The sequence below is a fragment of the Halalkalibacter sp. HAAS-P014 genome, assembly GCF_056619965.1.
In genome coordinates, this window is the sequence record NZ_JBWQTV010000024.1 from 135269 (window position 1) to 155131 (window position 19863).

The 19863-nt window shown below is 36.6% G+C and carries 21 protein-coding genes; 12 read left to right on the top strand and 9 right to left on the bottom strand.

The genetic code is table 11. The features are described from left to right. Positions 1–3: 3 nt before the first annotated feature. Positions 4–1215 carry an efflux RND transporter periplasmic adaptor subunit gene (locus AC1FXZ_RS19215; RefSeq protein ID WP_480056683.1) on the bottom strand — a complete coding sequence of 404 codons (1212 nt, stop codon included), beginning with the start codon at positions 1213–1215 and terminating at the stop codon, positions 4–6. 360 nt (positions 1216–1575) lie between these two features. On the opposite strand from AC1FXZ_RS19215, the gene spxA reads away from it, so the two are divergent. Beyond that, positions 1576–1971 carry a transcriptional regulator SpxA gene (gene spxA / locus AC1FXZ_RS19220; protein WP_480056685.1) on the top strand — a complete coding sequence of 132 codons (396 nt, stop codon included), beginning with the start codon at positions 1576–1578 and terminating at the stop codon, positions 1969–1971. A 151-nt stretch (positions 1972–2122) separates the two neighbouring features. On the opposite strand, the gene AC1FXZ_RS19225 is transcribed toward spxA, so the two are convergent. Then, the gene (locus tag AC1FXZ_RS19225) at positions 2123–2788 is read right to left on the bottom strand and encodes a TerC family protein (RefSeq protein WP_480056687.1); all 666 of its coding nucleotides are present in this window, start codon (positions 2786–2788) and stop codon (positions 2123–2125) included. 479 nt (positions 2789–3267) lie between these two features. Between AC1FXZ_RS19225 and mecA the strand changes: the two genes are divergently transcribed. From mecA to pepF, 4 genes are all read left to right on the top strand, one after another. Next, positions 3268–3912, top strand: coding sequence for an adaptor protein MecA (mecA, locus tag AC1FXZ_RS19230; protein ID WP_480056689.1), 645 nt, complete (start codon positions 3268–3270; stop codon positions 3910–3912). Between the two features lie 191 nt (positions 3913–4103). Continuing rightward, positions 4104–5615 (top strand): cardiolipin synthase, encoded by a 1512-nt coding sequence (gene cls, locus AC1FXZ_RS19235; protein WP_480056691.1) that lies wholly within the window; start codon positions 4104–4106, stop codon positions 5613–5615. A gap of 117 nt (positions 5616–5732) precedes the next feature. Further along, positions 5733–6983 carry a competence protein CoiA gene (locus tag AC1FXZ_RS19240; RefSeq protein ID WP_480056693.1) on the top strand — a complete coding sequence of 417 codons (1251 nt, stop codon included), beginning with the start codon at positions 5733–5735 and terminating at the stop codon, positions 6981–6983. 32 nt (positions 6984–7015) lie between these two features. Continuing rightward, positions 7016–8824 (top strand): oligoendopeptidase F, encoded by a 1809-nt coding sequence (gene pepF / locus AC1FXZ_RS19245; RefSeq protein WP_480056695.1) that lies wholly within the window; start codon positions 7016–7018, stop codon positions 8822–8824. Between the two features lie 68 nt (positions 8825–8892). On the opposite strand, the gene AC1FXZ_RS19250 is transcribed toward pepF, so the two are convergent. The 5 genes from AC1FXZ_RS19250 to AC1FXZ_RS19270 form a co-directional block, all read right to left on the bottom strand. After that, positions 8893–9069, bottom strand: a complete 177-nt coding sequence (locus AC1FXZ_RS19250) for a hypothetical protein (protein WP_480056697.1) — start codon at positions 9067–9069, stop codon at positions 8893–8895. A 168-nt stretch (positions 9070–9237) separates the two neighbouring features. Next, positions 9238–10158, bottom strand: a complete 921-nt coding sequence (locus AC1FXZ_RS19255) for a ClpXP adapter SpxH family protein (RefSeq protein WP_480056699.1) — start codon at positions 10156–10158, stop codon at positions 9238–9240. Positions 10159–10173: 15 nt separating this feature from the next. Next, the gene (locus AC1FXZ_RS19260; RefSeq protein WP_480056701.1) at positions 10174–10557 is read right to left on the bottom strand and encodes a globin domain-containing protein; all 384 of its coding nucleotides are present in this window, start codon (positions 10555–10557) and stop codon (positions 10174–10176) included. A gap of 172 nt (positions 10558–10729) precedes the next feature. Beyond that, entirely contained in the window at positions 10730–11371 is a 642-nt protein-coding gene (locus AC1FXZ_RS19265) for a lytic transglycosylase domain-containing protein (protein ID WP_480056703.1), read from the bottom strand. 69 nt (positions 11372–11440) lie between these two features. Beyond that, positions 11441–12028, bottom strand: coding sequence for a CYTH domain-containing protein (locus AC1FXZ_RS19270; protein WP_480056705.1), 588 nt, complete (start codon positions 12026–12028; stop codon positions 11441–11443). A gap of 204 nt (positions 12029–12232) precedes the next feature. On the opposite strand from AC1FXZ_RS19270, the gene AC1FXZ_RS19275 reads away from it, so the two are divergent. The 4 genes from AC1FXZ_RS19275 (at position 12233) to AC1FXZ_RS19290 (ending at position 15070) form a co-directional block, all read left to right on the top strand. Continuing rightward, positions 12233–12610 (top strand): UPF0738 family protein, encoded by a 378-nt coding sequence (locus AC1FXZ_RS19275; RefSeq protein WP_480056707.1) that lies wholly within the window; start codon positions 12233–12235, stop codon positions 12608–12610. 48 nt (positions 12611–12658) lie between these two features. Continuing rightward, on the top strand, positions 12659–13291 hold the full coding sequence (gene yjbM / locus AC1FXZ_RS19280; protein ID WP_480056709.1) for a GTP diphosphokinase: 633 nt from the start codon (positions 12659–12661) through the stop codon (positions 13289–13291). Between the two features lie 95 nt (positions 13292–13386). Beyond that, complete coding sequence (locus AC1FXZ_RS19285; protein WP_480056711.1) at positions 13387–14181, top strand: NAD kinase; 795 nt, start codon at positions 13387–13389, stop codon at positions 14179–14181. Then, positions 14174–15070, top strand: a complete 897-nt coding sequence (locus AC1FXZ_RS19290; protein ID WP_480056713.1) for an RluA family pseudouridine synthase — start codon at positions 14174–14176, stop codon at positions 15068–15070. The genes AC1FXZ_RS19285 and AC1FXZ_RS19290 overlap by 8 nt, the downstream gene beginning before the upstream one ends. Positions 15071–15134: 64 nt before the next feature. Here AC1FXZ_RS19290 and AC1FXZ_RS19295 read toward each other — a convergent pair whose 3' ends face one another. After that, positions 15135–15566 carry a hypothetical protein gene (locus tag AC1FXZ_RS19295; protein WP_480056715.1) on the bottom strand — a complete coding sequence of 144 codons (432 nt, stop codon included), beginning with the start codon at positions 15564–15566 and terminating at the stop codon, positions 15135–15137. 34 nt (positions 15567–15600) lie between these two features. Further along, on the bottom strand, positions 15601–16338 hold the full coding sequence (gene prpE / locus AC1FXZ_RS19300) for a bis(5'-nucleosyl)-tetraphosphatase PrpE (protein WP_480056717.1): 738 nt from the start codon (positions 16336–16338) through the stop codon (positions 15601–15603). Positions 16339–16570: 232 nt separating this feature from the next. Here prpE and AC1FXZ_RS19305 point away from each other — a divergent pair, with 232 nt between their 5' ends. The 3 genes from AC1FXZ_RS19305 (at position 16571) to fabI (ending at position 19816) form a co-directional block, all read left to right on the top strand. Beyond that, entirely contained in the window at positions 16571–18631 is a 2061-nt protein-coding gene (locus AC1FXZ_RS19305) for a cation:proton antiporter (protein WP_480056719.1), read from the top strand. A 150-nt stretch (positions 18632–18781) separates the two neighbouring features. After that, positions 18782–18946, top strand: coding sequence for a hypothetical protein (locus AC1FXZ_RS19310; RefSeq protein WP_480056720.1), 165 nt, complete (start codon positions 18782–18784; stop codon positions 18944–18946). Positions 18947–19033: 87 nt separating this feature from the next. Beyond that, positions 19034–19816: an enoyl-ACP reductase FabI gene (gene fabI / locus AC1FXZ_RS19315; RefSeq protein WP_480056722.1), complete on the top strand. Its 783-nt coding sequence runs from the start codon at positions 19034–19036 to the stop codon at positions 19814–19816. The last annotated feature ends 47 nt before the right edge of the window (positions 19817–19863 follow it).

Sequence of the window (19863 nt, forward strand, 5' to 3'; positions counted from 1 at the left end):
CAATCACTCACTTCGAATCGTTATTTCAGCTCCGTCAATTAGACGTTCTTTACCGGAAGTAACAACAAGATTATCTTCTTTTACACCTGAGACAACCTCGATCATATCTTGACTTCTAGTTCCTAGTTCTAATGCTCGTCTTTTTGCGATTTGATCTTCAATAACAAACGTATAGGGATTTCCATCTTCGAACAGGATTGCCTCAGCTGGAATAATGAGGGCTTCACTAATGGTATCTAAATCAATTGTTACATTTGTCCTCATTCCACCTTTTAATTGCATAGATTCATTATCGATAGGTATTTCAACAGTGAAAGTATTCGTTAAAGGGTCGACAACAGGAGAGACTCTAGCAACTCCACTTATGATCGTTTTTTCAACCCCTGAAACGGAGAGTTTTGCTTCTAAGCCAGGCTGGAGCTTTGCAACTTGAAAAGTGTTAACTGGGAAAGTCGCAACCAACTCAGTTAAATCTGTAACCAATGCTAAAGGCTTATTTGGTGGAGCAATTTGTCCCTCTACAACATGGAGTTGCGAAACAACTCCAGATATTGGCGATGTTATGGTCGTTGCTTGTATTGCTTGTTCAGCTTGCTGAACGGTAGCTTCTGCATTTTTTAGTTGTAGCTCTAATTCAATCGTATTTATTGGTGCGAACGAATGAATATTGGTGGCTGCATGTGCAAGCTCAGCTTGTTTTAAAGAAACATCAATTGAGGACTGTAAGAGTTCTTTTAATGATTCTTCAAGTTGATCTTGATTTAATTCATTCATTATCATACGTGAACGGTTAATTGACCTTAGTAATTCTTGTTCTAGCTCTTTAATGTTTGCTGAATTACTTTCAATAGAACGGTTTAGTTCCTCTACTTGAGTTAGGGTTTTCTCGAGTTCCTTAACGGCTTCTTTGGCTTGCTCTAGTTGGTAGCGTGCTTCTTCATCATCTAAATTAAGTAAAGGGTCACCACTTTTAACATGGTCGCCCATTTGAACATGAATCTCTTTGACTTCAAGAGGCATTGTGGTTAAAAGGGGAATTTGCCGCCTTGGCACCATCTGGCCGGATAACTCAATTGTTTGATTAATCGAACTTCGCTTTATTGCTTCTGTTTCAACGAGTAAACGCTGGCGCTCCACTTGATCACTTGTTATGTCATCTGTCCCACAAGCAGATAATACAAGTAAAGCGATCAAGGCACTCATCCAACCTTTCAATTTCTTCAACTCCTACATTATGGTAGTATTTTCAATTTAGTTGATAAAAAGGATTTCTATGTATATGGTGTGACAAACGTGTGACAAGTATGAGGAAAAAAGGATTTTGTTTCAAAACAACTAAATAAACATATTTGTTTAGAAAAGATTTTTTTGTATAATAGGTTTATAATGTCATGAAGAGGGTATAGGTTCTTATATCCTTTGTTCGATTGTGTAAAATTGAGCAAAAGTATAAAAGAATGCATTTTGTATATACAAATATTGAACACATTTGTATAATTATTATGTAATCACAAGTTGACATTAAAACTACGAAGTTCGTCATAGATCTCAAACTTGGAAGGAGAGGTCCACCATATGGTTACACTATTAACATCACCTAGTTGTACATCATGTCGAAAAGCGAAAACATGGTTAGAAGAACATAATATCCCATTTGAGGAAAGAAATATTTTTGCGTCACCTCTAACTGTTGAAGAAGTGAAAGAAGTAGTAAGAATGACTGAAGATGGTACAGATGAAATTATCTCAACACGGTCAAAAGTGTTTCAAGAACTAAATGTAGAATTAGAATCACTACCATTACAAAGGTTGTTTGAAATTATAAGTGAGAATCCAGGGCTTTTGCGCCGGCCCATCATCTTTGATGAGAAACGTTTGCAAGTAGGTTATAATGACGCAGAAATTCGTCGTTTTCTCCCACGTAAGGTTCGTACATTTCATTTACAAGAAGCTCAACGCTTAGTTAATTAACCATAAGTAAAAGGTTGTCTCGAAGAAAAGCTTCACCCCGTTTATATTTAATATATAAGGGATGAAGCTTTGTGAGGCAACCTTTTTTAGAGACGTACTGATATAGAAAACAGAAAGATAAGTTGTACGATCCCTATAATTGACTATTGTATCAACTATTTTTATTTAAAGAACGCATACGAAGAGCACCAGCTATAATAACTCCTAAAATAATAAAGAGTTGAAAACAGATAGTGAAGATTGGGTGTTGAACAAATAATGGTGTGAGCATTTCTTCATGAGTTATCATTCGGCTAGCTGTAAAGGCGAGAATTCCAGATCCGAAGTAGATGATAATAGGGAAGCGATCAAACGCTTTTAAAATGAGCTTACTACCCCATATTATAATTGGAACAGAAACTAGAAGACCGATCATCACCAGTGTATGATCACCGTGAGCTGCTCCTGCAACGGCAATAACATTATCAAATCCCATTACTAAATCAGCAATAATAATCGTTTTTATCGCACTCCAGAGGCTTGTTCCACCCTCAATATCGCGATTGTCTGCTTGATCAGTCAACAGGCTGTAAGCGATGTAAATTAAAAGCGCTCCACTTATTGCTAGGAGAAATGGAATTTCAAGAAGCTGAACGGCTACGACTGTTAGTGACATTCTTGTTACAAGTGCCAAACATATGCCAAGAACAATGGCCCGATTCCGAATTTCTTTAGGTAGGTTTCGACAAGCTAAAGCAACAACGATTGCATTATCTCCACCTAAAATGATGTCAATACCAATAATTGTTAAAAGTGAAATGATAAATTCTGTATCCATATTCTGCATCATCCTTTGGCATAAGCACATTATTTGTTTCATATTGGTTAATAACAATTCATACATTAATCAGTAACATTGGTTTTAAGTCGGTATGAGCTTGTCTAACCGTCTACTAAGTACATATATGGCTTACTAGGCCAAAATATGAGAAAATTTTCTGAGTCATATCTCAAGCAATAACTGTTATAATAGATATAGTAGTGATATTGTAGAAAATCTAAGTAAATCGCTTTTAAAATTTCCATTTTCAAAGGATTTATCATAAAATAGTAGTAAGCCTATATTTTGATTAAGGGATACAGACCCCGTAACATATTCACATGGAGTATGAAGGGAATCTGGATACTATATCGAATAAGTATTTTAAGGTTTCTAAAAAGGCTGCTTTATAGGATCAAGGTTTCGAAGGGGGTTTACACGAGTTCCTTATCTTGAGCTAATTCTAGTAATATTACTCGATTAGGAGGGAGAGCAAAATGGACATTGAACGCGTCAATGATACGACCATTAAGTTTTTTATTACGTATACAGATATTGAGGATAGAGGCTTTGACAGGGATGAAATTTGGTACAATCGTGAGCGTGGGGAAGAGCTCTTCTTCGAAATGATGAATGAAGCCAATGATAGAGATGATGAATTTGAATTGGATGGACCTTTATGGATACAGGTTCATGCGTTAGATAAAGGGCTAGAGATTGTTGTCACAAGAGGGCAAGTCTCAGATGGCAGTGTTAAACTTGAAATTCCAGTAAATGACAAAGATACAGATGAATCAAATCTTGTTGACTTAATGGCTGGAAATGAAGATGATATGGACTCAATAAATGACGAGTTAGAAATCGTAATTGGATTCAAAGACTTTGAAGATGTTATTTCTCTTAGTCATAACTTCTTTGTAGATGATTTGTTTAACGAGCTTTATCATTTTGAAGATACGTACTATTTACATGTTCTATTTAAGGACGATAAGTATAATGAAGATGAGCAAGATGATATGCTAAGTCAAATGCTTGAATATGGTTATGAATCTGACCTTTCCATCTATAGGATGATGGAATACGGAAAAGAAATCGTTAAAGAAAATGCCCTTCCGGTCATTCGAAAGTCATTCCCTAAGTAAAGTGAAATGTAAAAAGAAACAGTTTAATTAAGACTATGGCAATATTGATCTAGAGGATATGGAGAAATCAACGCCATTACAAAATGTTATTGCCGATATGAGCATCTATTAATATAATGATGTGTGTTAGAATTAGGGGGGATCCGGTGGGTCCCCTCTTTTTATGATTAAATTTTAGTATGGAGTGTCTAATGAGAAATCAATTGAATTTATTTATCTTTTTAGGGATGGTCCTTGTTTTACTTTACATGACAAGGATTTATTGGGAAGGTTGGGTTGTCGGAGCTCTAAGTATCATTTTTTCTTTAACCGTTTTATTTATAGCCGTCGTTATCTTTTTTGAAAATAGGCATCCGACAAAAACATTGACATGGTTATTAGTATTGGCTGCTTTTCCATTGATAGGGTTCTTTTTCTATTTGTTATTCGGGCAAGATCATCGAAAGAAGCGATCTTTTTCGAAAAAAGCGATTCAAGATGAACAAGCTTTTCAGAAGATTGAAGGGCATAGACAATTAAATGAAGACCAAATGCAAAAGATGGGTGGACATCAACAGTTGCTATTTCGTTTAGCTCATCGACTTGGAAAGAACCCGGTATCATTTTCAAGTGAAACAAAAGTGTTAACTGATGGGGAGGAAACGTTCGCCCATATATTGCAGTCACTCAAATTAGCAGAAAATCACATTCACCTTGAGTATTACATTGTTCGAGATGATGAACTTGGTCAAGAAATAAAAGAAATTTTAATCCAAAAGGCGCATGAAGGTGTAAAAGTACGTTTTCTCTATGATGCAGTAGGGAGTTGGAAGTTAACAAAAACGTTTATTCGAGAGCTAAAAGAAGCTGGTGTAGAAATAACGGCTTTTTCACCAGTAAAGCTACCTTTTTTGAATCATAAAATTAATTACCGAAATCATCGTAAAATCATTGTAATTGATGGAGTGATTGGATTTGTTGGAGGTTTAAATATCGGTGACGAATATTTAGGGAAACATTCTTATTTCGGTAACTGGAGAGATACGCATTTATTTGTGAAAGGAGAAGCAGTAAGGACGCTTCAATTAATCTTTTTACAGGATTGGCACTATCAAACTGGTGAAACCATTTTAAATCCAATGTATTTATCGCCGACACTAGCATCCGTAACAGGAGATGGTGGGGTTCAGATGATCGCTAGTGGTCCTGATCAGCGTTGGGAAGTAAATAAGAAGTTATTTTTCTCTATGATTACTTCAGCAAAAAAATCGATTTGGATTGCAAGTCCATATTTTATTCCAGATGATGATATTTTAAGTGCATTGAAAATTGCTGCCCTAAGTGGTATAGATGTTCGACTTCTTGTTCCAAGTCGACCTGATAAACGAATAGTATTTCATGCATCGCGTTCTTATTTTCCTGAACTGCTCGAAACAGGGGTAAAGGTCTATGAGTATACGCGTGGATTTATGCATAGTAAGTTAATTATTGTTGACCATGAAATTGCGTCTATTGGAACATCAAACATGGATATGCGAAGTTTTCATTTGAATTTTGAAGTAAATGCCTATTTATATAGAACAAAAAGTGTAACGACTTTGGTTAGCGATTTTGTCTATGACCTTGAGCAATCAAATCAATTAAATTATCAATCATTTAAAGGTCGTTCGATTTTCTATCGCGTAGTTGAATCGACATCTAGATTGCTATCTCCATTATTATAGCCAGCTCATTAATTGAGTATGGCTTTTTTGTTGAAAATTTCTGTGTTTTGCAGGGGAATAATGAAGGGAAAGCGAAATTAGAATTTAGTTTGTATGAAATTTATGGAGGTGGATTGATTGTTTAATGCTAAGTTAGCAGATGGAACGGTCATTTCAATGGCTGAGCGCTGGCATATTGATGAACTGAAAGAGTTGCGAAGAAAAAGGACTTTTTACTGTCCGGCCTGCAAATCAAAAGTTAGTTTGAAACTCGGATCCAAAAAACTATGGCATTTTGCTCATAAACAAGACTCGGTGTGTAGTGAAATGTATGAGCGAGAATCTTTATACCATATGAACGGAAAAAGAAAACTGTTTGAATGGTTACAACAGCAAAAGGTAAAAGTTGCTCTAGAAGTATATTTGCCCTTGATTAAACAACGCCCTGATCTACTATTGCGCTATCATAATAGCCTCTATGCTATTGAATATCAGTGTTCTCCCATTGTCCCCGAACTTATCGAAAGTCGTACAGATGGTTATCTTCAATTAGGGATAATCCCAATTTGGATCCTAGGTGGAAACCGTTTGAAACGACACGGACCTAACTCCTTCTCGTTAAAATCCTTTGAATGGAATATGGCTCGAATTGTAAATCACGATTATCGAATCCTTACGTACTTTTGTCCAGACCAAGCAAGTTTTGTAACTCTACAACAATTAACTCCTTATAGTCCTACACGGTTACTAGCCTCATACAATGAAACTCCGATGATACAATCAACAATTCAATCGATTTTCTATCCTAATAAACAAATGAATAATATGCTTGAGAAGTGGCTGATGGTAAAGAAACATTGGCGCTATCATCAACCATATCCATATCCTACAAAAACAGAGAAATTCCTTCAAACAATCTTATACCGTAAACAAATTTCACCTAGTCTTTTCCCTATTGAAGCCGGTTGGCCTTCAGACTTTCACTACACTATTGGATCTTCTCCTTGTTATTGGCAAACTTTCCTCCTCCTCGAATGTCTCGAATATCAACCACTTAATCATCCTTTTTCTTTACAATTAGCTTTACAATGTTTACAGCCCTATTTTGATAGAAAAGTCTTCTTAATAAGACAAGTAAATAAACAAATAAGTTGGATTGATGCTGTAGCAGGTTTCATCGAGTTTCTTGTTCAGACAGGATACTTACAGAAAGAAAAGAAACGAGATCATTTTTATAGAAGAGTAAGAAATGTGACATTGCCTAAAACTGTAAATGAGGCAATCACATTTGATGAAACATTGTTTATACAAGAGGTAGGAAAAATGATCAAACAAAGAAATGAAGAAGGTGAGAATAAAGGAATAAGTGTTTCGGAATCGAATATATAAGGTAAAGGTATGAATGTGGAGGTGTAAGTCTATTGTCAAAGAAATTACCTAAACGTAAAGAGGTCCCTGTTGAAAAAACCTGGGACTTGGAAAAAATCTTCTCAACGGATGATGAGTGGGAAAAAGAATTTAAAAACATTCAAATTATGCTTCCTTATCTAGAAGCTTACAGAGGTACGTTAGCTGACTCAGCGGTAAGTCTATTTGTTGCTCTGGAAAAACAAAATGAAATCACTGAAAAGTTAGGGCGTGTGTATACGTATGCTCATATGCGCTACGATCAAGATACAACAAACTCGTTCTATCAAGGACTAAATGATCGAGCAGCGAATCTTGCTTCGGAAGTAGCTCAAGTTGCTTCCTTCATTGTTCCGGAACTTCTAGCAATTGAAGAATCAAAAATTGAGCGTTTCATTGAAGAGTACGATGGATTAAAAGTATATAAACATATGTTTGAGGAATTAAATGAACAACGGGCACATGTATTATCGGAAAAGGAAGAAGTGATATTAGCTCAGGCTAGTGAAGTCACAAATAGCCCAAGTAATACCTTTGGCATGCTAAATAATGCTGATCTAACTTTCCCTATTATAGAGGATGAGAATGGTGAGGAAGTTGAAATTACACATGGGCGTTACATTCGCTTTTTGGAAAGTGGTGACCGTCGTGTCAGGAAAGAGGCATTTAAAGCTGTTTATAATACGTACGATAAATATAAAAATACGTTTGCTGCAACATTAAGTGGTCAAGTAAAACGTGATTTATTTTATGCAAAAGTAAGGAAGTATCAATCAGCAAGGGAGGCTGCTTTAAGTTCTAACCATATTCCTGAGACCGTCTATGAACAACTTGTTGAAACGGTTAATAATCGGCTTGATTTATTGCACCGATATGTTCGTTTGCGTAAGAAAGTTCTTGGTGTAGAGCAGTTGCATATGTATGACCTCTATACACCACTTGTAAAAGGTGTCAAAATGGAAATCCCTTATGAGAAGGCGCAAGAACTTATTATAAAAGGGATGGCACCTCTTGGTCAGGAGTACGTTTCAGCTTTAAAAGAGGGGTTTGAAAATCGCTGGGTGGATGTTGAAGAAAATGTTGGTAAGCGTAGTGGTGCCTACTCTTCTGGAGCCTATGGAACGATGCCGTATATATTAATGAATTGGCAAGATAATGTGAACAACTTGTTTACTCTTGCGCATGAATTTGGTCATAGTTTGCACAGTTACTATACACGTCAGTCACAGCCATATATTTATGGGGACTATACGATTTTCGTAGCTGAAGTTGCTTCGACCGTTAATGAAGCATTGCTCAATGATTATATGGTAAAGCATACTGAAGATTCTAAGAAAAAACTCTACCTCTTAAACCACTTCTTAGAGGGATTTAGAGGGACGGTCTTCCGTCAGACAATGTTTGCAGAGTTTGAACAACTTATCCACGAAAAAGCTGCAGGTGGAGAAGCGTTAACACCGGAATTATTAACGAAGACCTATTATGATTTGAATGTGAAATATTTTGGTGAGGACATTGTCATTGATGAAGAAATCGGATTGGAGTGGGCTCGAATTCCTCATTTTTATTACAATTTTTATGTTTATCAGTATGCAACAGGTTATAGTGCTGCTGCAGCATTATCTAATCAAATACTTGAAGAGGGAGAGAGCGCTGTTGCACGTTATTTAGAGTTTTTAAAAGCCGGCAGCTCTGATTATCCTATTAAAGTATTAAAGCAAGCGGGGGTAGATATGACCTCATCAGAACCGATTGAAGAGGCATTAGCTGTTTTTGAAAAGACCCTCACGGAGATGGAAAAGTTGTTAGTAGTTGAGGAATAAAAAATAAAGGTACATGGGGCTGTTTAAAAGGTTGTTTTTTGACCTTTTGAACAGCCCTAATTCTCACGTTAGTGGAACCCTTTAAACCGTTTTTTAGTGGCAAGAGGGGAAAGTGTTACTATGAGAGAGACGAATAAAAAGGGAGCTGATATCCAAATTGGAAAAAGGTTCATTAAAGATAAAATGAAGAAGTAGTAGCTAGCGATGATCGCGATCACTCCAATGATAATCTTTACTCGATTCATGCTCACTCCTCCTAATACTATATTACTCTTATATGTTATGCTTAAGTATGCAAGCTTAGAAGGAAAGAAAACAAGCTTTAATGTGGCCTCATGACGCTCGAAAACGGATTAGAAACACCGGTGAATAAAAAAACTGTTGAATATCAACAGTTTTAAAAATATAGCTCTCTAGCCTAGATAGCGCCAAAACATACCGTATTTCACTGGCACTGATTCGACCTTTTGTTGAAGAACTAATGTTTTTAGTTGTTTTTCTGCTTCTTCGTCAGTAATATTAAATACCATAGAAACTTCAATTGTTGCCACGAATTCATAGCGTGCTAAAAAGTCTTCCAACGATAACATTGGAGCTGGTTCTGGCTTGAAACCTAGCATTTCTTCAAGAATCTGTACATATACTTCATAAGGATAATTCCCTGTTACTTTTATACCATCATCTTCAACATTATTATTGAAAAATACAAATGTCGGTACTAGGTCGACATCCATTTCGTTCGTAGTATGAATATCGTGCTGAAGTGCTTTGGCAGCAGTCTTTGAGCTTAAATCTTTTTTAAATTCCACCAAATCTAAAGAAGCTTTCTTCGCGCAGTTAATTAGAACACTTTCTTCAGTAATATTTTTCTTTTCAAGAAAGAATGCTTCACGCACTTTTCGTAAAAAACGCATCCCTGCATGTGGCCCTTGAAATTCAGCCGCCTTGATAGCTAGAGAAGCAAGGTAGGGGGAATCCCACTCATTTTCTAACCAAACATCACCGTCACAGGACATTCCTGTTCGTGAAGCAATTTGTTCCCATGTAGAAGCGATATCCTCTTTGTTAGAGATCAGTCCATTCAGTGTATTTTTACAAGCGTTCCATGCCTGTAACCTGCCAGCTACAAGAGTTCGGATACGGAAGTAATTCCCATACTCAACATATAACCTTTTTAATACGGGTTCAAATGCCCAGCATTCAGCACATAAAGGATCAATAAAAGTATATATTTCAATGGGTTTATGGCGCTTATTATAAATTTGCTGTTCAGGATCTAGACCACAAACGCCAAGTTGATTATCACATGTTGAAGAAAGATCTTTTTGGTTCAATGGTCATTCTCCTTTCTACAATGGTTTGTTCACCATATGATGAGCAGTCATTGTCAAACGTTCTAACATATATTCTCGAATAGGCCCTTGTATTCCAATATCATTCATTGCATTTTCCATGCATTCTAACCAAGCCTCAGCCTGTACTGGACTAATTTCAAAGGGCATGTGGCGTGCTCGTAACATTGGATGCCCATGTTCTTCGGTGTATAGTGTAGGCCCACCGAGAAACTGGGTAAGGAATTGTTTCTGTTTTCGTGCTGTCTCCCTCAAATCCTCAGGAAAAAGTGGGGCTAGATTTGGGTGTTCAGAAACTTTACTATAAAATGTATCAACTAATTTGGAGAGTATTTCCTCGCCACCTAATGCATCAAAAGGTGTTTGACCTGTATTTGTCATAATCAAAAACTCCTCAACGTGTTCTAGCCAATTTATAGGATGTTATATTATATCGACTCTTTCTCATATTGTAGCAATATGACCCGGGATCGGCAAATTTGATGACTCTAATAGGTAAAAAGCTGACCCTCAAGAAAGATATTGATTATTCTTGAGGGTCAGCTTAAGTATGTTAGGCATTCATATAAGTATTATAAACTCGTGGTACATATGATTGTGTTTCTTTAAATGGAGGAATCCCGTTGTAGCGATCGACATTACCTGGTCCTGCATTATAAGCTGCAAGAGCTAGGCGAATATCCCCGTTATATCGGTCTAACATTTGCCGTAAATATTTGGCGCCCCCTGCTATGTTTTGCTGTGGGTCGTCAATATTTTTAACTTGAAGCATTTTAGCTGTAGCAGGCATTAACTGCATTAGACCCCTAGCACCTGCATGGCTAACAGCATTCGGATTAAAGCTTGACTCATGTTTGATTACGGAATAAATTAACTTCGGGTCAAGATTGTATTTTTTCGCTGCAGATTCAATATATGGTTGGAATGTAGACTCCGTTTTTGGTTGTGATTTTGTTTGAATTGATTCGATAGAATGATTTAAAGTACTGTTTTGAGTTTCAACCCAATGTTGGATAGCAGGATTTAAGTACAAGTCATTCTTTCTTTCATGAGTATTATTCATTTGAAGTCTACTTATTTGTTCTTCTAAAAAACCGGAAAACATAGATTGCATGATATTTTGTTGATTTTTTGTTGCTTGTAATTTTTGAATTGATGGAAGATGATTAACTTGTTGTAAAAAGGACAAGTTCATAGTAGCACCTCTTTGTAAAGTAGCCGATTCTGTTTTATCATAACAAATGTTTTCTAGGACAACAATTGGTTATGATTGGTTAAAGTTGTTTTTGCGTTCGAAAAATCGTTGAACCTTATTTTTAGTGGGTACATAAGTCAATTGATAATTTGACAGTAAGTTCATGATGGTGGATTTAGCGTGTTCTTCTGTTTTGCCTTCAAATTCAATCTCAAAATCAATTTGATCGAAGTAATTACTTTCGTCAAAGCATAAAGTGCCGTCATGATAGTCTATTTCAATTCGCTTGGTCGTTAAGGTTCCGACATATTCAAGTTGTTCAATTGGGATTTGAAGTAATTTTAGTTGTGTTTGCACATCCCCAGGAGGTAATATACTTTGTTTTTTTGCCAACACCCAATCTTCTTTTTGTAAGGTTTGATGTGTCTCAAGCTTACCGACTTTATGAGGTTGCTTTAGTGTCAATGTGTAGGATTGATTTATTTCACGAATACGAAGTCCAGAACCACAAGCTTTTAAAGAGTAAGTCGGTGTTTCAAAATAATGGTTATGTTGCACAACTGCATCTGTAGTACTAAGCTGAAACTCATCTAATAAGGTGAAAAATGAATCTCTGCTAAGCATTGATTTAACTTCAATTTCAACTTCTTGTGACATTGATTGATCATCCTTTAGTAAAATATATTATCTCGAGTATTATTTATAATTGTTGTTACTAATTATAACAGTAAATTACTTTCAAATGTAATTAAGGTTATCGTATTAAGGGGAAGCTTGAACTGATACGTATTTACAGATGAACTATGTTAGAATAAAATGGTATCTTTGAAGAACGTGTTTGAAAAGTTGGAGGGATATTTTTTGAAGAAATTAGTTGTGGAACAAATTAAAAATGAAGATGGAAATGTTATTGCGATCGTGAATGAGATGATTGATGAACAAGTAGCTAAATCGCTTCAAGCTAGTGGGCGTATGCTTGTTGATTCTGATGAATTAGCGTTTATTTACATATTAGAGGATGAATCAGCATTTTATTATGTTTGTTTCCCACGAACAACATGGGAACAATTACATGGAGTTTTAAGAGAGAATGCTCAAGTTACTTTACGACTAAACGACGAAACGAATATCGAGTTGACTTCTATTGTGGAGGAATTGGTATTTTTAACTGATAATATTGAAGGCAATGGTAATTACGGAGAAAAAATGGAAAGTGCAGTCAAGGAGATATTCAACTAACATACTTAACAATCATGCAATTTCTCTACATGAGTGGACGGTGATGCAATGAGCAACTGGAAGATTTTCTTGACGCCATATCGGCAAGCTGTCGAGGAGTTAAAAATTAAACTAAAAGGGATTAGGGAACAATATCAACAATCATCTAAACACACGCCAATTGAATTTGTCACCGGAAGAGTTAAGCCGGTTTCAAGTATTTTAGATAAAGCAAAACGGAAAAATATTCCGTTGGATCGGTTGGAAGAGGGAATGCAGGATTTAGCAGGGTTACGTATTGTAACACAGTTTGTTGAAGACATAGAGACGGTTGTTGATTTAATTCGAACAAGGAAAGATTTTGAAATTGTCGAAGAACGGGATTATATTTTTGAAAAAAAACCTAGTGGGTATAGATCCTACCACATTGTACTCAACTACCCAGTGCAAACAATAAATGGTGAAAAAAAAATCTTAGTTGAGTTGCAAGTAAGAACACTTGCTATGAATTTTTGGGCGACAATTGAACATTCTTTAAACTATAAATATAGTGGGGAAATTCCTGAAGACATTAAGATGAGATTACAACGTGCTGCTGAAGCTGCTTTTCTATTGGATGAAGAGATGTCGATTATACGTGATGAAGTTAGAGATGCACAAGAGATTATTTCAACGAAACAAGAACAAGGAAAGAAGTTGTAGATAAAAAACTGTTTTTTTATTACGAAAAAGATGTAATGGTATTAACACTGTGATCTGAGATTGTTCAAGTACAATCTTTAGAAAGGGGAATTCTAATGAAATTTGCCGTCGCATCACGTGGGGATGACACGTCTAATAAATTGCAGCAACGAATTAAACAGTATTTGCTTGATTTTGGATTAATTTATGATGATAAAGAACCAGAAATGGTCGTAACTGTCGGTGGGGATGGAACGCTCTTACAAGCTTTTCATGATTACTGTGACCGTTTAGAGGATACGGCTTTTGTTGGTATACATACAGGTCATTTAGGGTTCTATGCAGATTGGATCCCTGAAGAAGTTGAAAAATTAGTTATTCATATTGCCAAAACACCGTATCAAATAGTTGAATATCCTCTACTTGAAGTGGTGATTAGAAGAGAAGGCGTTACCAAATCGGAGCGACATTTGGCTTTAAATGAATGCACGATAAAAAGTATAGGTGGATCACTTGTCAGTACGGTCGATATAAAAGGAGAATCCTTTGAAGTATTTCGAGGTGATGGGTTATGTATTTCTACGCCATCTGGTAGTACAGCTTATAATAAAGCTTTAGGCGGAGCGATATTACATCCTTCACTTGCTTCAATTCAAATAGCTGAAATGGCCTCGATTAACAACCGGGTGTATCGAACAGTAGGATCTCCACTTGTTTTACCTCAGCATCATACATGCTTACTCAAACCGTTAAATGATGTTGATATTCAAGTGACGATTGACCATTACACACTTGATCATACTCGGGTAAAGTCGTTGCAATGTCGAGTAGCTGAAGAGAAAATTCGTTTTGCTAGGTTTCGTCCATTTCCTTTTTGGAAAAGAGTAAGGGAGTCGTTTATACGTGACTAACTACTTGGCAACTTTGCGATGGGTAGTTGGGGCAGAGTGTGATGAACAATTGCTTCGTTACTTCTTGCGTGAAAATTGTCATATTTCAAAGAGGGCTTTAGCTGAGATAAAGTTTAATGGTGGAAAAATTTTAGTTAATAAAGAAGAAGTTACGGTACGTAAAGTGATCTATGAAGGTGATGAAGTGGTGATCCTTCTTCCACCTGAACAGACGAGTTCCTCGCTAAAATCTGAACATATGAAACTAGATATTGCTTATGAGGATGATCACATACTGGTTATCGACAAACCGGCCGGACTACCAACGATTCCTTCGAGGCAACATACCATTCACACATTAGCAAATGGTGTATTAGGGTATTACCGAAAGAGGGATATTAATGCGACATTTCATGCTGTTAACCGGTTGGATAAAGATACATCTGGATTGCTTATAGTTGCAAAACACCGGCTCGCTCATGACAGAATGTCCAAATTGCAGCAACAAGGAAAGGTGCAACGTTATTATCTAGCAGCCATATCGGGTAATTTACAGGATAAAGCAGGTACAATTGATGCACCGATTGGAAGAGATCCTAATAGTATTATTACACGTGAAGTCAGAGCTGACGGAAAGCGAGCGATCACACACTATTCTGTTCAAAAAGAAGCTCAGTTTGGGAGTCTAGTTGATATTAAATTAGAAACTGGTCGTACTCATCAAATTCGTGTTCATTTCTCCTATATTGGACACCCACTTCTTGGTGATGATTTGTACGGAGGAAGTTGCAGTGTTATTAACCGACAAGCTCTTCATTGTTATCGTGTTGAATTTATGCATCCTTATAATGATCGGGTTATAAACGTGACAAAAGAATTACCTAGAGATATGGGTAATCTTTTTGTTTGACACAAAAACTTATTAAAAGGCTAGTAGCAGGTAATGATTGTCCTGTACTAGCCTTTAATCTTATTTATTCATCTGTTACTTGATGAAATGTGTGTTCGGCTACGATCTCGTCTTTGTTATCAAAAATCTCTACTGTAATTGCATGACTTAAATCTTCATCTGAAACGTCTGTTTCAAGTGAGAATGCCTCGGCGAAAAAGAAACTAGAACCTCCACTAATTTGGAACCGTTCTGGTATATCATGTTCATCAGAGAAGACTATTTCATTTACGCCACCAAGAGCTGATTGAACATCAGGATTATCAATAATAAATTTGGCAGAGAGTTCGTTTGCAGGTAATTGTCCATGATTTTCTACTCGCACATAGAAAGAAACCATGCCAATTTGTTCATCGTGGATAATTCGGGTTTGTTCAGAGTCAATTTCAATTGCAACTTCAGGACCGCAGCCCGTCAAAATAAGAATAAAAAAAAGAGATAGTATGTAATTTTTCATTATAAAATTTTCAATCCTTTCATATACATAACGATTAGTCAAACGTTCGAAACTTTTCTTTGATAAGTGGTTGCTTTGAAGGGACTTGTACAATTTGCATTTCCGGATATTGCAACGCAGTTAGCGCTCCACCGAAAACACAACCTGTGTCAATATTGACCGTGTGATGAACGAAACGAGGTTCGTTAACAGGGGTGTGCCCATACACAATCCACTCTTTGCCTTGGTGTTCTTGAGCCCAGTCAAGGCGAACGGGAGTACCATCCGCGTTTTTTTCTCCTGTTATATCTCCGTATAGAACAAAGGTTTTAACTCGCTTACTTGTTTTACCAATCAAATCGCTACGTATTCCAGCGTGAGCAACTACAAGTCTTTTGTCATCAAGCACATGGTAAAGGGGAGAACGTTCAACGAGGCTCATAAATTGATGGCGAACTTTCTTATATTCTTTGTTTGATAATCGTTTTAATTCTTCTACCGTTGTTTCCAAGCCATGTGTAATTTGAACGTTCCTTCCTAAAAAATAGCGATATAGTTTATCACAATGATTGCCTGGACAGTAATATGCTTGATTTGATTCTACTAAATCAAAAACTGTTTGAATAACTGCTAAGGAATTTGGTCCACGATCTGTTAAGTCACCTACGAATGCTAATTTTCGACCTGTCGGGTGTACGTAACAGTTTTCGTTATAATGATATCCTAATTTCGTAATAAGAGAAATAAACTCATCATAACATCCATGTATATCACCAATAATATCAAGTTTCATTAAGGTTGTCCTCCTATTCATTCGAATGCTGATATAACTATTTCAAATGATATCTTATCCAAATAATGAAAAGCAATGAACTCCTCTAAATATTCACCATTTGCTTCCAAGTTATAGCTTTTTATTTGTAAGGGGTTACAAAAGAGTTTTGCATTGACAGCGTAAGGGACTGTTCTTTACTATTGATTAGACTTGCACAAATAGATAAAGGAATTAAAGGAGTGAATGATCAATGTTGCCACAGCCAGTAACGGACCCCGTCCTAATTTTTGCAATTGCTATGGTCGTTTTTTTAGTGGCCCCATTGATTATGGCGAAGTTTAGAGTACCTGGCATTATTGGCTTTATCTTTGCCGGCGTAGTTATTGGTCCTAACGGTCTTGGGCTACTTGATAGGGATCCAACAATTGTTTTATTAGGTACAGTCGGACTTTTATATATTATTTTTATTGCAGGACTTGAAATTGATCTTGAGGGATTTAAAAAATACCGGAAAAGAAGTTTGACCTTTGGGACGATGTCTTTTCTAATCCCGTTTTTACTGGGGACAATCGGGGCATACTTTTTAGGCTATAGTATTGCTGGAGCAATTTTACTAGGATCTTTACTTGGGTCACATACGTTACTAGCCTATCCGATAGCTAGTCGTTTAGGAATTGCAAAAAACAAAGCAGTAACGACTTCTGTTGGTGGAACGATTATGACAGATACTCTTGCTTTACTTATTTTAGCAGTTGTTGCTGGTTCCTCCCAAGGCGAACTAACTCCAGACTTTTGGTTTATTTTAATTGTATCCCTAGTCGTATATGTTGCAGGTGTTTTTATAATTGTACCTGTTGCAGCGAAGTTTTTCTTTCGGACACTAAGCAGTGAAGGAACACTAGAATATATTTTTGTTATGACGATACTCTTTGTTTCGGCTTACTTTGCAACGGTAGCGGGCTTGGAACCTATTATCGGGGCATTTTTAGCGGGGCTTGCCTTAAACCGATTTATCTTTGAACAAAGTCCCCTCATGAACCGAATTAAATTTATTGGTAATTCGATATTTATTCCATTTTTCTTGCTGTCTGTAGGAATGTTGATGGATCTAAGTATATTGATATCAGATCCTTCTGCTTGGGTGAAGGCTACATTAGTTGTTACACTTGTATTAATAGGAAAATTTAGTGCAGCATGGATTACAGGCAAAATCTATCATTATTCGAATGAGGAAATAAAGTTAATCTTTGGTCTAACGATTCCTCAAGCAGCAGCTACCCTGGCAGCCACACTCGTTGGGTTTGATCTAGGCTTTTTTGATCAGGCAACGGTTAATGCAATTATTGTGATGATTTTAGTTACATGTATGATTGGACCATATACTGTAGAGAAATTCTCCAGAATAATTGCTATGAAAGAGGAACAAAAACCGTACGAACCGTCATTGGCTCCTGAGCGAGTAATGGTACCAATTGCAAATCCACATACGATGGACTCATTGTTAGATTTATCGTTTATTATAAGAGGGCAATCACCTCAACCTCTTTATACTTTATCTGTTGCTCAAGGAGGTAGAGAAGATTCTGAATCCAGAATAGTGCAAGCGGAGAAAGTACTCGGGCATGCGGTCACTTATGCCGCAGGAGCTGAGGTTCCAATTCAAATGCTTACTCGTGTTGATTCCAATATTACTTCTGGCATGGTGCGCGCAATGGAGGAATCACGTATTACGACAGCAGTGATTGGATGGAATGGAAAATTATCTACCCCACAAAAAATTTTTGGTGGTGTTCTAGACCAATTACTTGAGAGAACGACACAAATGATTTTAGTATCTAAACTTGGTCATCCATTAAATACGACGAAGCGAATTGTTATTCTTATCCCGTCTGGTTTTGATCATAAAGCTGGTTATTATCAGGCTGTACAGGTTGCAAAAAAAATGGCTAGTCAATTAGGAGCTACGATTTCTTGCTTCATTATTAAGGATAATATAAAAAGCTATGAAAGAAGTTTTAATGAGGTAAAACCTGATGTTAAAATAACGATTACTAGCCTTCAAACTTGGAATGAGTGGCATAATACGTATAAACCACTTTTACGTTCAGATGATGTTGTCCTCGTTTTTAGTGCTAGAAGAGGAACCATTGCTTGGCATCCACAACTTGAACGCTTACCTCGTGTACTAGCTCATTCTGGACCGAAAAGTTTTATTATGGTATATCCACCTGAGGCAGAAGAGGTTGATACAAGAGGAACTAGAGGGACGGAACTGCCGAAAACCTTTTTATCACACAGTTCATATGAGTAAGAAAGCTACTTTTAATTTTTAATAGAGTCTGTTCCCTACTTTTATAGCAAAAGTAGGGAGGGCTCTTTTTTTATGGAGATGGGCTTGGGAAAGCAACATCATGTATGATATTTTACATTCTGGAAAAAATAGTGAGAAAAAATAGGGGGAATGATTAAGATGCTAACGGATGCGATGGTTATTTGTCCTAATTGCCATGATCAAAAGCCGATTACGAATTTATTAACGGCACAGTCAAATCAAAACCTAATTTATAAGTGCGATGTTTGTAGTTATGAGAAGAAGAATATCGAGACAAAAAAAGGGATAGAGTAGATGCTTGTTGAACTATCTATCATGGGATACGTATGCTATAATAATTAGTACTTGGTATTAATAACTACTCATAACGGAGGGGAAGAAATGTATCAATTAAATTTAGAAAATCGTACATATGTTGTGATGGGCGTGGCGAATAAACGTAGTATCGCTTGGGGAATTGCCCAGTCATTAGCGAGCGCAGGAGCACGATTAATCTTTACATATGCTGGTGAGAGATTAGAAAAAAATGTTCGTTCACTGATGGAATCATTAGAGAGGAACGACCATCTTGTTTTACCTTGCGATATTACAAGTGATGAAGAAATTGAAAAAACATTTTCACAAATAAAGAGTGAAGTAGGAACCATTCATGGGATTGCTCACTGTATTGCTTTTGCTAACAAAGAAGAGCTAGAGGGAGAGTATTTAAATACAACTCGAGATGGTTTCTTGCTTGCCCAAAATATAAGTGCTTATTCACTTACGGCAGTTGCAAAACAAGCACGTTCATTAATGACAGAAGGTGGAAGCATTGTAACGTTAACATACCTTGGTGGAGAAAAAGTGGTGCAAAATTATAATGTTATGGGTGTTGCGAAAGCGTCACTTGATGCGAGTGTGAAATATTTAGCTAATGATTTAGGAAAAGAGAACATTCGTGTTAATGCTATTTCAGCTGGTCCGATTCGTACATTAGCGGCGAAGGGGATTGGTGGGTTTAACGACGTTTTAAAAGAGATTGAAGAGCGTGCTCCTCTACGTCGTACTACGACTCAAGCAGAAGTTGGGGATACGGCATTATTCTTAATGAGTGATTTGTCACGTGGAATGACAGGAGAACTGCTACATGTAGATAGTGGTTATAATATTTTGTCGCTTTCATAAAAAAACAAAGGAAAGGGCTGAAGATGACTCAGCCCTTTCTTTACTTT

Bases quoted from the DNA above. Each gene is read 5' to 3' on its own strand.
- spxA (WP_480056685.1), top strand. From the start codon at position 1,576: ATGGTTACACTATTAACATCACCTAGTTGTACATCATGTCGAAAAGCG.
- AC1FXZ_RS19225 (WP_480056687.1), bottom strand. From the start codon at position 2,788: ATGGATACAGAATTTATCATTTCACTTTTAACAATTATTGGTATTGAC.
- mecA (WP_480056689.1), top strand. From the start codon at position 3,268: ATGGACATTGAACGCGTCAATGATACGACCATTAAGTTTTTTATTACG.
- cls (WP_480056691.1), top strand. From the start codon at position 4,104: ATGAGAAATCAATTGAATTTATTTATCTTTTTAGGGATGGTCCTTGTT.
- AC1FXZ_RS19250 (WP_480056697.1), bottom strand. From the start codon at position 9,069: ATGAATCGAGTAAAGATTATCATTGGAGTGATCGCGATCATCGCTAGC.
- AC1FXZ_RS19260 (WP_480056701.1), bottom strand. From the start codon at position 10,557: ATGACAAATACAGGTCAAACACCTTTTGATGCATTAGGTGGCGAGGAA.
- AC1FXZ_RS19265 (WP_480056703.1), bottom strand. From the start codon at position 11,371: ATGAACTTGTCCTTTTTACAACAAGTTAATCATCTTCCATCAATTCAA.
- AC1FXZ_RS19270 (WP_480056705.1), bottom strand. From the start codon at position 12,028: ATGTCACAAGAAGTTGAAATTGAAGTTAAATCAATGCTTAGCAGAGAT.
- yjbM (WP_480056709.1), top strand. From the start codon at position 12,659: ATGAGCAACTGGAAGATTTTCTTGACGCCATATCGGCAAGCTGTCGAG.
- AC1FXZ_RS19285 (WP_480056711.1), top strand. From the start codon at position 13,387: ATGAAATTTGCCGTCGCATCACGTGGGGATGACACGTCTAATAAATTG.
- AC1FXZ_RS19295 (WP_480056715.1), bottom strand. From the start codon at position 15,566: ATGAAAAATTACATACTATCTCTTTTTTTTATTCTTATTTTGACGGGC.
- prpE (WP_480056717.1), bottom strand. From the start codon at position 16,338: ATGAAACTTGATATTATTGGTGATATACATGGATGTTATGATGAGTTT.
- AC1FXZ_RS19305 (WP_480056719.1), top strand. From the start codon at position 16,571: ATGTTGCCACAGCCAGTAACGGACCCCGTCCTAATTTTTGCAATTGCT.
- AC1FXZ_RS19310 (WP_480056720.1), top strand. From the start codon at position 18,782: ATGATTAAGATGCTAACGGATGCGATGGTTATTTGTCCTAATTGCCAT.
- fabI (WP_480056722.1), top strand. From the start codon at position 19,034: ATGTATCAATTAAATTTAGAAAATCGTACATATGTTGTGATGGGCGTG.